This window comes from Pseudomonas sp. S2_A10, from assembly GCF_054668465.1.
The window spans coordinates 4,792,167-4,807,116 of sequence record NZ_CP162773.1 but is presented as its reverse complement, the minus strand read 5'-3'; the positions used below and the strand labels follow the sequence as shown (position 1 = coordinate 4,807,116).

9 protein-coding genes and 2 pseudogenes are annotated in these 14,950 nt (G+C 60.8%); 10 read left to right on the top strand and 1 reads right to left on the bottom strand.

The window, feature by feature from the left end:
* Positions 1 to 9 precede the first annotated feature (9 nt).
* Entirely contained in the window at positions 10 to 537 is a 528-nt protein-coding gene (locus AB4N41_RS21625; RefSeq protein ID WP_024012886.1) for a hypothetical protein, read from the bottom strand.
* Between the two features lie 353 nt (positions 538 to 890).
* On the opposite strand from AB4N41_RS21625, the pseudogene AB4N41_RS21620 reads away from it, so the two are divergent.
* From AB4N41_RS21620 to AB4N41_RS21575, 10 genes and pseudogenes are all read left to right on the top strand, one after another.
* A pseudogene (locus tag AB4N41_RS21620) lies at positions 891 to 1,973 on the top strand (cache domain-containing protein); the annotation flags it as partial.
* Positions 1,974 to 2,354: 381 nt separating this feature from the next.
* Positions 2,355 to 2,882, top strand: a pseudogene (locus AB4N41_RS21615) (methyl-accepting chemotaxis protein); the annotation flags it as partial.
* A gap of 240 nt (positions 2,883 to 3,122) precedes the next feature.
* Positions 3,123 to 3,569 carry a DUF411 domain-containing protein gene (locus AB4N41_RS21610; RefSeq protein WP_252878133.1) on the top strand — a complete coding sequence of 149 codons (447 nt, stop codon included), beginning with the start codon at positions 3,123 to 3,125 and terminating at the stop codon, positions 3,567 to 3,569.
* On the top strand, positions 3,569 to 4,003 hold the full coding sequence (locus AB4N41_RS21605; protein ID WP_056785840.1) for a YqaA family protein: 435 nt from the start codon (positions 3,569 to 3,571) through the stop codon (positions 4,001 to 4,003). The genes AB4N41_RS21610 and AB4N41_RS21605 overlap by 1 nt, the downstream gene beginning before the upstream one ends.
* 86 nt (positions 4,004 to 4,089) lie before the next feature.
* Positions 4,090 to 5,136 (top strand): alpha/beta fold hydrolase, encoded by a 1,047-nt coding sequence (locus AB4N41_RS21600; protein ID WP_110603361.1) that lies wholly within the window; start codon positions 4,090 to 4,092, stop codon positions 5,134 to 5,136.
* 12 nt (positions 5,137 to 5,148) lie between these two features.
* On the top strand, positions 5,149 to 6,102 hold the full coding sequence (locus AB4N41_RS21595) for a D-2-hydroxyacid dehydrogenase family protein (protein WP_252878132.1): 954 nt from the start codon (positions 5,149 to 5,151) through the stop codon (positions 6,100 to 6,102).
* A gap of 590 nt (positions 6,103 to 6,692) precedes the next feature.
* Complete coding sequence (glgA, locus tag AB4N41_RS21590; protein WP_016774645.1) at positions 6,693 to 8,279, top strand: glycogen synthase GlgA; 1,587 nt, start codon at positions 6,693 to 6,695, stop codon at positions 8,277 to 8,279.
* 17 nt (positions 8,280 to 8,296) lie between these two features.
* Entirely contained in the window at positions 8,297 to 10,099 is a 1,803-nt protein-coding gene (gene treZ, locus AB4N41_RS21585) for a malto-oligosyltrehalose trehalohydrolase (protein ID WP_252878131.1), read from the top strand.
* Complete coding sequence (gene malQ / locus AB4N41_RS21580; RefSeq protein WP_095179954.1) at positions 10,096 to 12,174, top strand: 4-alpha-glucanotransferase; 2,079 nt, start codon at positions 10,096 to 10,098, stop codon at positions 12,172 to 12,174. The genes treZ and malQ overlap by 4 nt, the downstream gene beginning before the upstream one ends.
* Positions 12,171 to 14,945 carry a malto-oligosyltrehalose synthase gene (locus tag AB4N41_RS21575; RefSeq protein WP_252878130.1) on the top strand — a complete coding sequence of 925 codons (2,775 nt, stop codon included), beginning with the start codon at positions 12,171 to 12,173 and terminating at the stop codon, positions 14,943 to 14,945. Before malQ ends, AB4N41_RS21575 begins: the two co-directional genes overlap by 4 nt.
* Positions 14,946 to 14,950: the final 5 nt, after the last annotated feature.

The window sequence follows — 14,950 nt, the reverse complement described above, 5'->3', positions numbered from 1 at the left end:
CAGCAGACGTTACGCCTTTGCCTTCAGGCCTTTGTCGGACGGAACTGCCGCATTGCCTTCGCCATAGGTCTTGAGATTCTGCAGGACGTAAATGGCTTTCTTGAATTCGGGGATCAGGCTCTTGCCGTAGTAATTGCCATTGAGACTGTTGGTCTGGATGGCATCGAGCTGAGTGGCGAAATATTCCAGCGCGTTGAACTTGGCCTCCGGGTCTTTCTGCACGCCGAAGCGGTCGAATTTGTCGCCGGCATTGAGCAAAGTGATCGAGGTGATCTCGGAAATCAGGCCGCGCCCGCGCAGGAATTCGCTGAGGTTGCCCAACTGCTTGACGGAAACGTTGGCCGGGTCGAAGCCCTTGATCTGCTTGCGCAAACCCTGCTTATCCATCTCCGCCACATTCAGCGCATTCGGATCGTTGCCGACCAGCGTCAGCATCTGCTGCACTTTGACGCTCTGCGAAACCTGCTTTTTCGCGCCGGTATCACGGACCATTACGCCTGCCTTGCTTTCCCAGGCGCCGGTATAGCCGATCGTCATGCGAGGATTCCTTGTGCGATGAGCATGAAATGTCCTTGTTCCAACCAATTGAATGGGCGCGAGTATCGGCCGATGCGCCTGATCGCACCAAGTCTTTTGTGCGCTTTTTTACAAATCTCGTACATTCGTGACACAAGCCTGCATCCCGTAAACATTGGTTCAGAGCCGTCATCTTGATGTAACAAACGTGGCGATCCGGGGGTTTGTACCCATCCCGATACCAACCGGTCATCGCCCAGCGTGGTTTCGGCGCGCAAGCACCTAAAGCTTCCGCCCGCAACGACGATACGCTGTGATACCCGCCCTGTTTTATTTCTGCCCTCCAACAAAAAAGCCGCTCAAGGATCAGTTCCATGCCCGCACTGCGCACTATTCAGGCTCGCTACACGCTGTTTCTGATTCTGTTCATCCTGCTGTTGTCCGTGCTGACCGTGGTCGGCATCAGCCAACTGGTGGCACCGACCCTGCGCGATACCGAAGAGAAGGTCGTGCTCAACCGCATCGCCGAAGTCGCCGTGCAGATTCAGGGCGAACTGAACAAGGTCCAGGCGCAGCAACGCAGCATCACCCAGACCATCCCGCTGCTCGACAGCGCCGCCATCGACACGGTGTTGCCAGGGCTGGTGGATCAGTATGGCGAGCTGAAAGTCTTCGGCGGCGGCATCTGGCCGTTACCGGGCCAGCGTGAAGCCGGGCGCAACAAATTCAGCACTTTCTGGCACCGTGACGCCTCTGGCCAACTCAAGGTCAACACGTTCTGGAACAGCGATGCGGCGCCCAACTATTACGACCAGAGCTGGCACAAGGGCGGCATGGCCACTCCGCGCGGCCAGTGCGCGTGGGCCGCTGCCTATAAGGACGACGCCAGCGCCGAGCCGCGCACCAACTGCGCCATGGCGATCTACAAGAACGGCAGCGCCTGGGGCGTTTCGACCATCGACGTGACCCTGGGCTTCTTCAACGATTTGGTGGCGCGCAAGGAAAAGGACCTCAACGCCGAAATGCTCATCGTCGAGGCGGACGGCAAGATCATCAGCAACAGCTCGCGCATCAGCGGCCCGATCGTGCTGAAAAACATCAGCGAACTGGCGGCCAGCTCGACCTTCGTCAATCAGATCAAGACCGGCCTGCAGAATCGCGATACAGCGCAACGCGTCGAGTTCGATAACAACGGTGAAGATGCCACCTTCTTCATGCGCCCTATCGAGGGCACACCGTGGTTCCTCGCCACCGCCCTGCCGACCAAGATGCTCACTGCCCAGCGCGATGACGTGCTCCATAGCCTCAGCCTGATCCAGATTCCGCTGGTGATCCTGCTGGTGCTGTTGCAGGTTTACGCGATTCGTAAGCTGGTGCTGCGCATGAAAGCGCTGAAGGCCAACATTGACTCGCTGTCCAGCGGAGACGCCGATCTGACCCGCCGAATCACCATTCGCGCCGAAGACGAACTGGGCGCCATCGGTCACTCGGTCAACACCTTCATCGCCTATCTGCAGAACATGATCGGCGAAGTCACCCAGGCCACCGGCGCCATGGCTTCCAGCCTCGACAACCTGCAGCGCACCTCGGCACATACCGGCCAGATTCTGCTGCGTCACGCTTCGGAAACCGATCAGACCGTCACCGCCATCAACGAAATGAGCTCGACTGCTGAAAGCGTCGCGCAAAACGCCGCTGAAACCGCTGCATTCACCCAGCGTGCCAATGAGAACGCAGACCGCTCGCGCGTCGTGGTGGGTGAAGCGACCAACAGCGTGGTCGCGCTGATCGACGAAGTGGCCAGCGCTACACACAAAGTTGAAAACATGCAGCAGGACGCCCAGCGCATCACCGAAATCCTCGGCGTCATCGGCGCGATTGCCGGCCAGACCAATCTGCTCGCCCTCAACGCCGCGATTGAAGCGGCCCGGGCCGGTGAACAGGGTCGCGGCTTTGCGGTGGTGGCGGATGAAGTCCGCGCCCTCGCCGCCCGCACTCAGGCCAGCACCTCGGAAATCAACGAAATGTTGACCCGTCTGACTCAAGGCGTGAGTTCCTCGGTCAGCGCCATGGAAAACACCCAGGCCAGTTGCCAGTCCGCTGCTGACGCCACCGCCCGAGTCAACTCGGGGCTGGACGAAATGGCCGGTTCGGTCAGCCACATCAACAGCCTCAGCACGCAGATCGCCACCGCCGCCGAACAGCAAAGCGCAGTGACCGAAGAGATCAACCGCAGCATGGTGCAGATTCGCCACATGGTCGATGAACTGGTGCAGAGCGGCCAGGCCAGCGAGCTCAATACCCGCCAATTGCTCGAAGCCAACAGCCGCGTGAGCGCGATCATGGGGCGGTTCAAGGTCAGTTAAGCCAACCGCGACCACGGGGATTTTGGCCTTTAAGCCAATCCCCTGTGGGAGCGAGCCTGCTCGCGAAAGCGATTTTTCAGTCACTGTATCTGCGGCTGGTCAACCGCAATCGCGAGCAGGCTCACTCCTACACTGGTCCGGGTGTTTTGTAGCAACTGGAAACACTCAGTTGATGCCGGGATGGAAAAACCGGTCAAAATGCGCTCTTGCTGACCTTCACCGAGTCGAGAGCCCATTCCCATGCGAAGCCAACTGCGTCTGATCGCCCTGAGCACCCTGTTCATCTCCTCCCTGGCGCAAGCCGCCGAACTGATCCCGATCGAAGTGCACCGCGATGCCAATTGCGGCTGCTGCAAAAAGTGGATCAGCCATCTCGAAGCCAATGGCTTCAAAGTCGAAGATCACGTCGAAAGCGACATGAGCAGCTTTAAACAGCAGCACGGCGTACCACCGCGTCTGGCGTCCTGCCACACGGCGATCATCAATGGCAAATTCGTTGAAGGTCATGTGCCGGCCGATCAGGTGCTTGCGTTGAGCAAGCGCGACGATCTGCTGGGTGTGGCAGCGCCAGGCATGCCGATCGGCTCGCCGGGTATGGAAATGGACGGCATGAGCGATGCGTACCAAGTGATCGGTCTGAAGAAGGACGGCGCCGACGTGGTGGTGGCGGACTACCCGGCCCGTTGATGGGTGCGGCTTACTTCGGCCTGTTCTTTGCTGCGTTCGGTGCGGCGACATTGTTGCCATTGCAATCAGAGGCGCTGCTGGTCGGTTTGATCGTCAGCGAGCGTTACTGGCTGTGGGGTTTGCTCGCAGTGGCGACGCTGGGCAACGTACTCGGCTCGCTGGTCAACTGGTGGCTGGGCCGTGGCATCGAGCGGTTTCAGGATCGACGCTGGTTTCCGGTCAGCCATGGGCATATGGCCAAGGCACGCAAGCACTATGAGCGCTATGGGCATTGGTCGCTGCTGCTCAGTTGGCTGCCGGTGATCGGCGATCCGCTGACCTTGATAGCAGGCGTCATGCGCGAACCGCTCGGGCGCTTTCTGTTGATCGTGACGCTGGCCAAAGGCGCGCGCTATGGCGTGCTGGCCTTGCTGACACTTGGCTGGCTAGGTTGAACCAACCCTCAGTGTGATTGCCTTTGTTTAACGTCGGCGTAATCCCGACCTTCCAGAGTCGGCCAATTTTCAAGGAGTTTGTGCTTATGTCCGTCACGCTTTCCCGCTGGCTGCCCGGCCTCGTCCTCAGCGCTGCCCTGCCATTAATGGCGCACGCGGCCACTGAAACCGCCCCCGCCGAAGGGCCTGCCTATGGCCCGGAGTTGCAAGGTTTCCAATACCCCTACACGCTTAAACATTTCGCCTTCGAATCCCAAGGCCAGAAGCTGCAAATGGGCTACATGGACGTCGCCGCCAATGGCAAGGCCAACGGCCGCACCGTGGTGCTGATGCACGGCAAGAATTTCTGCGCAGCGACCTGGGACAGTTCGATCAAAGCCCTGAGCGACGCCGGCTACCGCGTGATTGCGCCGGATCAGATCGGTTTCTGTACATCCAGCAAACCTGAGCATTATCAGTACAGCTTCCAGCAACTGGCCACCAACACCCAGCAATTGCTCAAGGCTTTGGGCATTCAGAAAGCCACTGTGCTCGGCCACTCCACCGGCGGCATGCTCGCCACCCGTTATGCGCTGCTGTTCCCTGAGCAGGTTGATCAACTGGCAATGGTCAACCCGATCGGTCTGGAAGACTGGAAAGCCCTCGGCGTTCCGTATCGCACAGTCGATCAGTGGTATCAGCGTGAATTGAAGGTCACGGCCAAGGGCATTCGCGACTATGAGCGCACCACCTATTACGACGGCCGCTGGAAGCCGGAATTCGATCGTTGGGTCGACATGCTCGCTGGTCTGAGCAAAGGTCCGGGCAAGACCCAGGTCGCGTGGAACTCGGCGCTGATCTACGACATGATCTTCACGCAGCCGGTGTACTACGAGTTCAAAGACCTGAAGATGCCGACCCTGTTGCTGATCGGCACCTCCGACACCACCGCCATCGGCAAGGACCTCGCGCCGCCGGAAGTGAAAGCCAAAATCGGTCATTACGAGGTGCTTGGCAAACAGGTCGCCAAGCTGATTCCGCAGTCGACGCTGATTGAATTCCCGGGCATGGGTCATGCGCCGCAAATGGAAGAACCGGAGAAATTCCATCAGGCGCTGCTCGGCTGGCTGGGCAAGACTCCTTCCGCTCCTTGATGAGGCAAGCCGATGACGGTGCAGATTGCAGTGATCGATGACTGGCAAGACGTGGCCCGCGACGTGGTCGACTGGTCCGTGCTGGAGAGCATCGGTGAAGTGACATTTGTGCATGATTACCCGGCCGACAACGCCACACTGGCCGAGCGCCTTGGCAAGTACGAGGTGATCTGCGTCATGCGCGAACGCACGCGCTTCGACGCCGATTTGCTCGGGCGCTTGCCCAATCTGAAGTTGCTGGCCACCGGCGGCATGCGCAATGCCGCGCTGGACATGTCGGCCGCAGCAGCGCTGGGCATCAAGGTCTGCGGCACCGATAGCTACAAACACGCCGCGCCGGAACTCACCTGGGCGCTGATCATGGCGGCCACCCGTGATCTGGTGAAGGAAGCCAATGCCCTGCGGGCCGGCCAGTGGCAGCAGGGCCTCGGCGGCGATCTGCATGGCAAGACCCTGGGAATCCTGGGTTTGGGCAGCATCGGCCAGCGCGTCGCGCAATTCGGTCAGGTGTTCGGCATGCGGGTGATCGCCTGGAGCGAAAACCTCACCGCCGAACGCGCTGAACAGGCCGGCGTGACGTACGTCAGCAAGCAGCAACTGTTCGAGCAGGCCGACGTGCTGTCCGTGCATCTGGTGCTCAGCGAACGCAGTCGCGGTCTGGTTGATGCCCAGGCGCTGGACTGGATGAAACCGACCGCATTGCTGGTCAACACCGCACGCGGGCCGATCGTCGATGAAACCGCATTGATCAAGGCGCTACAGAAACGGCGCATTGCCGGGGCAGCGCTGGACGTATTCGAGCAAGAGCCGTTGCCGGCCCTGCACCCGTTTCGCACGCTGGACAATGTCCTCGCCACGCCGCATGTGGGCTATGTCAGCCGGCAGAATTACGAACAGTTCTTCCGGCAGATGATCGAGGATATTCAGGGTTGGGCAGCTGGGGAGCCGGTGCGTCTGTTGAACTGAGCCCATCACTTTAAAGTTGAGTTGCTTCAACCGCCCTCTTCGCGAGCAGGCTCGCTCCCACAGGTTGTACGCGGTCCAATGTGGGAGCGAGCCTGCTCGCGAAGAGGTCATCTCAGATACCACTCTGCAATACGCTCGCACCACAACGGTGCAACTCGCCCATCCCCTAGCACAAAACCGTGACTACCCAGTCACTGTTTTGGCCCACTCCGTCCAAAAAACATGCCCTTCGTCGGAGCGTTTTCCCTCCTGAACCCTCGCTAACATCCCGACACAACCGATTGTCGAACAATTTACCCATTTGCCCTAACCCGCTCTAGGATCTGGCCTAGACTGATTTTTCAGTGGCCAAACCACTCGGTCATACCGACGAAAAAAAGTCGAAACTTTTGCTTCACGCCACAGGTCATCAGAACAACTGGGCGAAAGCGACTGGTGTAATCCTTGCAACGGCCTCACCACCCATTCTGCTTGCGCGTGTTGGGTCAGCATTTGCTCACCGATGCGTGGCGCCTTTGCGCCCGGCCACAGGACTTGGCCACGAAACAGCTTGTTCGAGACAAGAATCAGATCACACACGGGAGATACATATGATCAGTGCGGCATTGGATATTCAGGGAGAGCGTGCTCACCAGTCGCTTGGAGAATCGAGCACCATCAGTGTTCCCGGCAGCCGACAGATCAACGTACCCGGCACAAAGACGCTTGCTCCGGTAGCAAGCCAGAATCCCAACAAGAAAAAAGTGTTGTTCGTGACCTCTGAGATCGCCGATCTGGTCAAGACCGGTGGCCTCGGTGATGTCTCCGCCGCCCTGCCCCGGGCGATGGCCCACCTGCATGACGTGCGGGTGTTGATTCCCGGGTATCCGCAAGTGGTGCACAGCGAAAACCCGATTCACATCATCGGCGAGCTGGGTGGCCACGCCGCGCTGCCACCTTGCAAGATCGGTCGTATGGACATGCCCGATGGTCTGGTGATCTACGTGTTGATCTGCCCTGAACTCTACGAGCGTGAGGGTGGCCCTTACGGCGCCAACAACGGTCGCGACTGGCCGGACAACCATATCCGCTTCGCCCGTCTCGGCCTGGCTGCTGCCGACATCGCCGCCAACCTTGCGCAAATCCACTGGCGCCCGGATCTGGTGCACGCCCATGACTGGCCGGCTGGCCTCGCGCCCGCTTACATGCACTGGCGCGGGCAGCGCACGCCAACGCTGTTCACCATTCACAACCTTGCCTACCAGGGCGTGACGAGCCTCGGTTCCTGCCCGGAGCTGGGGATTCCCACCCATGCCCTGCAACAGGAAGGCATGGAGTTCTACGGCAAGATGTCGTTCCTCAAGGCCGGCATGGCCTATTCGAGCCACATCACCACCGTCAGCGCGACGTATGCGCAAGAAATCACCACCCCGGACTTCGGCTGCGGCCTCGACGGTTTCCTTGCCGCCAAGACCCAGCAAGGCCTGCTCAGCGGTATCCCGAACGGCATCGACGAGAGCTGGGATTCGGCGACCGACCCGCACCTGTTTGCCCCGTTCGCCATCGGCGACTGGGAAGGCAAAGCGGTCAACGCCGCCCATGTCCGTGAGCTGTTCGGCCTGAATGACTCCACCGGCCCGCTGTTCGCCGTGGTATCGCGCCTGGTCTATCAGAAAGGTCTGGACCTCACCGAAGCGGTGTCCGAGTTCATCGTGCAGAACGGTGGTCAGATCGCGATCATCGGTCGCGGCGAGCCGGAAGAAGAGCAAGCCATGCGTGAACTGGCCCTGCGTTTCCCAGGCCAGATCGGCGTGCGGATCGGCTTCAACGAAACCGATGCCCGACGCATGTTCGCCGGCAGCGATTTCCTCTTGATGCCGTCGCGCTACGAGCCTTGCGGCCTGAGCCAGATGTACGCCCAGCGTTTCGGCTCGCTGCCGGTCGCGCGCAACACCGGCGGCCTGGCCGACACCATTGAAAACGGCGTCACCGGTTTCCTCTTCGATGAGTCCACCGTTGATAGCTACAAGGAAGCCCTGAGCCGCGCGTTCAAGGTTTTCGCCTTTCCGGAACTGCTCAACGCCATGCGCTGCCGTGCCATGGCTGCACCGTTCAACTGGAGCAAAGCGGTTGAACCGTACGCCGAACTTTACGAACAACTGGTCGCCAAGGCGTTGGGTAAAGCCAGCCACAAATAACCAGGGAGTTGCAGAAAATGCCGTCAAGGACCCAAGAAACCTGGCCCCACGGCGCGATCATGCTGGATGCCGAGCACACGCAATTTGCGTTGTGGGCGCCTGACGCGTTCTACGTCAGTGTGGAACTGGAAGATGGAAAATCGTTGCCCATGCTGCCCCAGGGCGACGGTTGGTTTGTAATCAAGGCCAATTGCCCGGCGGGCAGTCGCTACCGTTACTGCATCGATGGCGAACTGGAGGTGCCGGACCCGGCCTCCAGAGCGCAGGATGGTGACCTTGACCGCCACAGCGTGGTGGTCGACCCCCATGCCTATCAATGGCGGCACACGACCTGGAATGGTCGGCCGTGGAGTGAAGCGGTAATTTATGAGTTGCACGTCGGTGCGCTCGGTGGATTTGCCGAAGTCGAACAGCATCTGGCGCGCTTGGTGGCGCTGGGCATTACCGCGATCGAACTGATGCCGCTGGCGCAATTTCCCGGTGATCGCAACTGGGGCTACGACGGGGTGCTGCCCTACGCGCCTCAAGCCTCCTACGGCACACCGGAACAACTCAAACACCTGATCGACAGCGCCCACGGCCATGGCCTGGCGGTGATTCTCGACGTCGTCTACAACCACTTCGGCCCCGACGGCAACTATCTGCATCGTTACGCCAAGGGCTTTTTCCGCGAGGACAAGCACACGCCTTGGGGCGCGGCGATCGATTTCCGCCGCCCGGAAGTGCGCGAGTTCTTCATTGAGAATGCACTGATGTGGCTGCTCGAATACCGTTTCGACGGCCTGCGTCTGGATGCGGTGCACGCGATTGAAGACCCGGATTTCCTCAGCGATCTGGCCCGGCGCATTCGCCAGCAGATCGACCCGACCCGGCACGTCTGGCTGACCGTCGAAAACGAGCTGAACCAGTCGAGCCTGCTGGAAAACGATTACGACGCGCAATGGAACGATGACGGTCATAACGCGTTGCACGTGCTGCTGACAGGCGAAACCGACGCCTATTACGCTGACTATGCCGCGCAGCCCACCGAGCAACTGGTGCGCTGCCTGAGTCAGGGCTTCGTATTCCAGGGCCACATCACTCGCCATGGCGAACCTCGCGGCGAGCCGAGCGAACATCTGCCCTCCACCGCTTTCGTGTTGTTCCTGCAGAACCATGACCAGATCGGCAACCGCGCGTTTGGCGAACGTCTGCATCAGCTTGCCGATCCGCGTGCGGTGCAGGCGGCGACGGTGTTGTTGCTGCTGTCGCCGATGATTCCGCTGATGTTCATGGGCGACGAGTTTGCCGCCGAGCAACCGTTCCTGTTTTTCACCAGCCACCACGGTGAACTGGCGGAACTGGTGCGTGAAGGTCGGCGCAACGAGTTCGCCGCATTCAGTGCCTTCACCGATCCGCACAAGCGCGAGCAGATCCCCGATCCGAATGCCCAGGACACCTTCCACGCTTCGCAGCCCCGACTGTCCGGCAGCGGCACGCCATTGCAACAGCAGACCCATGAGCTCTACCGGCAACTGCTGAAGTTGCGCCATCAGTACATCATTCCCCATCTCTCCGGGACCCAGGCTCTGGGCGCGCAAATGCTCGGCTATGGAGCGGTCAGCGCGCGCTGGCGGCTGGGCAACGGCAGTGAGCTGCGAATTGACCTGAACCTCAGTGACACGCCAGTGGTCAACCCTGCACAGACCGATACCGAGTGGCTGTTTCAACAGCCAGCCGCGATCGAACTGTCGGACCCGAACCAACTGCCGGCGTACACCGCGCTCGTCAGCCTCACGGCCGCACCCCTTTTGCACCCCCTGGATGGAGAGCGCCTATGAGCGATGCGCAACTGGAAATACTCGCCAGTCGAGCCGGCCTTGCCGTCGACTGGATCGACGCCAACGGGCGTCAGCAAAAAGTCGCTCCCGCTGTGTTGCGCAATGTCCTGATCGGACTCGGCCACCCCGCCAGCACCGCGCAAGAAATCGATGCCAGCCTGTTGCAACTGCAAGAAGTCCAGCAAGACCGCCATCTGCCGCCCCTGCTGACCTGCGACGTTGGCGTTGCCCTCGACCTGAGTCGCTACTTCACACCGGAGACGCCCTGCGAGATTCATCTTGAAGACGGCTCGCAGATGAACCTCAAGCTGGACAACGAAGCCATGTTGCCCGGCTTGATTCCGGTCGGTTACCAGCAAGTGCACATCGGCGATCAGTATTTCACTCTCGCTGTGGCGCCTGAGCGTTGTTTCAGCGTTGGCGATGCGGTCGATAGTCCGATCCCGCGCGCCTGGGGTCTGAGCGCCCAGCTGTATTCGCTGCGCCGTCCGGGTGACGGTGGTTTTGGCGACACCCAGGCGCTGGAGGAATTGGTTCGTGTAGCGGGTGAACGCGGCGCCGATGCGCTGGCGATCAGTCCGATGCACGCGATGTTCAGCTCAGACAATGGCCGCTACAGCCCTTATTCGCCGTCCAGCCGCTTGTTTCTCAATTCACTGTACGCAGCGCCGGGCAGCATTCTCGGCGAGCGCGCATTGCGTGACGCAATCGATGCCAGTGGCCTGGCCGCGCAGTTCGACCAGTTGGAAAATCTCAAGCTGATCGACTGGCCTGCCGCCGCCCAAGCCAAGCAGAAACTGCTGCAAGCCTTATATGATGGTTTCGTCGCTGGCGAGCATCCGCTGCACGCCGACTTCGCCAGTTTCCGTCATGCCGGTGGCGAAGCGCTGGAGAATCATTGTCGCTTCGAAGCCATTCAGGAAATGCGCGCCGCCCGTGGCGAAAGCCTCGACTGGCGCGAATGGCCGGAGCACTGGCACGACCCGCGCGGCGCGGCGCTGGGCGCTTTTGCCGAAGAATATGCCGAGCGCATCGGTTATTTCGCCTTCTGCCAATGGCTGATCCATCGTTGCCTCGAGCGCGTGCAATCTGCCGCGCGCAGCGCCGGCATGGGCATTGGCCTGATCGCCGACCTCGCCGTCGGTGCTGACGGTGCCGGCAGTCAGGCCTGGAGTTTTCAGGATGAATTGCTCGCCTCGCTGACCGTAGGCGCTCCGCCGGACATTCTCAATCGCAGCGGCCAGGGTTGGGGGATTTCCGCGTTCTCGCCGGAAGGGCTGATCCGCAACGGTTTCCGTGCCTTCATCGAGATGCTGCGCGCCAACTTCGCCCACGCCGGAGGCCTGCGCATCGACCATGTCATGGGCCTGCAACGCCTGTGGGTGATTCCCAACGGCGCCGCCCCGGCCGATGGCGCCTATCTGTATTACCCGTTCGACGACATGCTGCGCCTGCTGGCCCTCGAGTCGCATCGGCATCAAGCCATCGTACTCGGCGAAGACCTCGGCACCGTGCCGGAAGGCCTGCGGGAAAAACTCGCCGCGCGCTCGATTCTCGGCATGCGCGTGCTGTTGTTCGAACAGGACAATACCCGCTTCAAACCGATTCTCGACTGGCCGGATGATGCCTTGGCCACCACCAGCACCCATGACCTGCCGACACTCAATGGCTGGTGGCATGGCCGCGATATCGACTGGAATGCACGCCTCGGTCTGGTCGATGCCAACGGCGAAATCGACTGGCGCCGGCATCGCGAGCGTGAACGCGAAGGCCTGCGCGATGCGCTGCGTCAGGATCCACAGAACTTCCGCGAAGAGTCCCACGAAGCCGATCAAGTGGTCGATGCCAGTGTGCGTTTCCTCGGCCACACCCGCGCGCCGCTGGTGCTGCTGCCGCTGGAAGATGCCCTGGGTATCGATGAACAGCCGAATCTGCCTGGCACCACCGATTCACATCCGAACTGGTCGCGACGTTTGCCCGGTCCCAGCGAAGCGTTGCTGGACGGCCCCGATGCCGCCCGCCGCCTGGAACTGCTGGCCTGCGCGCGCCTTCAAGCCTCTGAGCGTGACCAATGAATCAACAGCAAATCCAGCCACTGCGCGCCACGTTGCGCCTGCAATTTCATAAAGGTTTTACCCTCGAACAAGCGGTGCCACTGGTGCCCTACTTTGCCCGACTCGGCATCAGCCATATCTACGCCTCGCCATTGCTGGCGGCGCGCGCCGGTTCCATGCATGGCTACGACGTGGTCGACCCGACCCAAGTCAATCCGGAACTGGGCGGCGAGCCGGCATTGCGCCAACTGGTCAGCACCCTGCGTGAACACAACATGGGGCTGATTCTCGACATCGTTTCCAACCACATGGCCGTGGGCGGCAATGACAACCCGTGGTGGCTCGACCTGCTGGAATGGGGACGCCTGAGTCCGTATGGCGAATTCTTCGACATTCAGTGGCACTCGCCGGACCCGTTGATGGAAGGCCAATTGCTGCTGCCGTTTCTTGGCAGTGACTACGGCGTGGCGTTGCAGGAAGGCACACTCAAGCTCAAGTTCAACGCGCAGGCCGGCACTTTTTACGTCGAGCATTACGACCACCACTTCCCGATCTGCCCGAACAACTATGGCGAGCTGCTCAAGTCCGACGACACGCTGAAGTCTCTGGCAGATCGCTTCAGCACACTCAGCTATCAGACCGACGCACATTCGCTGGCGATGCCGCTCAAGCAAGAGTTGCGCGAGCTGGCGAGCGATCCGCGTGTTCTGGCGAATATCGAAGGCAACCTCGCACAGTACGATTCCACCACCGAGGAAGGCTTTCACAAGCTTCACGAACTGCTGGAACGGCAAAGCTATCGCCTGGCCAGTTGGCGCACGGCGGCGGACGACATCAACTGGCGGCGCTTCTTCGACATCAACGAGCTTGGCGGTCTGCGCGTGGAGCGCCCGGCAGTGTTCGAAGCAACCCACGGCAAGATCTTCCAATTGGTTGAAGAAGGTCTGGTCGACGGCCTGCGCATCGACCACATCGACGGCCTTGCCGACCCGCGTGGCTACTGCCGCAAATTGCGTCGGCGTCTGGATCACTTGGCACCGGGACGTCATCTGCCCATCTACGTCGAAAAGATCCTCGGCGAGGGCGAAACCCTGCGCCGCGACTGGAGCGTCGACGGCACCACCGGTTACGAGTTCATGAATCAGCTGTCGCTGCTGCAACACGACCCGGACGGCGAACATGTCCTCGGCGAACTCTGGCAGCGCCGCACCGAGCGCCCGGCAGCGTTCATGGAAGAAGCGCAACTGGCCCGTCAGCAGATTCTCAACGGTTCGCTGGCCAGCGACTTCGAAAGTGTCGCGCAGGCGCTGCATCAAGTCGCGCGGGATGACTTGATGACCCGCGACCTGACCCTGGGCGCGATTCGCCGCGTGCTGCATGCGTTGATCGTGCACTTCCCGGTTTACCGCACCTACATCAGCGCCTTGGGCCGCTCGGAACAGGACGAGGCGATTTTCCAGCACGCCATGGACGGTGCGCGGCAGACCCTCAGCGAAGCTGACTGGCCCGTGCTCGACTCGGTTGCCAGCTGGCTCGGCGGCACGCCATGGCGACGCAAGCCGCGCGGGCGCTCGCGCAAGATCCTCAAGCATGCCTGCGTGCGGTTCCAGCAACTGACTTCGCCGGCAGCTGCCAAAGCTGTGGAAGATACTGCGCTGTATCGCTCGGCGGTGCTGCTGTCGCGCAATGATGTCGGTTACAACACCGAGCAATTCAGCGCGCCGGTCAGCGAATTCCACGAAGTCAATCAACAGCGCATGGCCGAGTTTCCTGACAACCTGCTCGCGACTGCCACCCATGACCATAAGCGCGGCGAAGACACCCGCGCCCGGTTGGCCGTACTCAGCGAGCGCAGCCATTGGTACGCCGATCAGGTCGAACTGTGGCGCGCCCTCGCCCGCCCCGTGCGCATCGAAGATGACGCGCCTTCCGCTGGCGACGAACTGATCCTCTATCAGGCATTGCTCGGCAGTTGGCCGCTGGACCTGCAGGACGACGACAAGGCCGGTTTCGCCGATTACGCCAAGCGCATCTGGCAGTGGCAACAGAAAGCCCTGCGCGAAGCCAAGCTGCAAAGCAGCTGGAGCGCGCCGAATGAAGTCTATGAAAACGCGGCCCAGGCTTTCACGGAGAAGCTGCTGACCGGTGAAGAAGGCGAGTTGCTGCGTGCCGCGCTGAGCAAGACCGTCAACAGCATCGCCGCTGCCGGCGCGCTCAACGGGCTGGCGCAAACCTTGCTGCGCATGACCGTGCCGGGCGTGCCGGATCTGTACCAAGGCAACGAGTACTGGGACTTCAGTCTGGTCGACCCGGACAACCGCCGCCCGGTGGATTACGCCGCACGCGAGCAAGCGTTGCAGGCATCCGTGCCGGGTACCGAGCTGCTTAAGGACTGGCGTGACGGGCGCATCAAACAGGCGCTGATCAGTGAGGTGTTGAACCTGCGCAAGGAACACGGCGAGCTGTTCCGCCGTGGCGATTACCAGCCATTGGAAGTACTGGGCAGTCAGGCGCACAACGTCTTGGCATTCGCGCGTGAACACGAAGGCGTGCGGGCCATTGTCGTAGTGCCGGTGCGTTGCGCAACGTTGCTGGAAAACAGTGCCATCCCGCAGGTCGATGCGCTGCGCTGGGGCGATACGCGGGTGGTTTTACCGTCTGCCGCTTCGGATGCAAACCTGAAGGGACTTTTTGCAAGCAGCGTAGTCACACAAAACAGGGAGCTGAATGTCAGCGAAGCGCTGGGGGATGTCCCGGTCAATCTCTTTATCCAACACTTAACACAAGCATGAGTTCA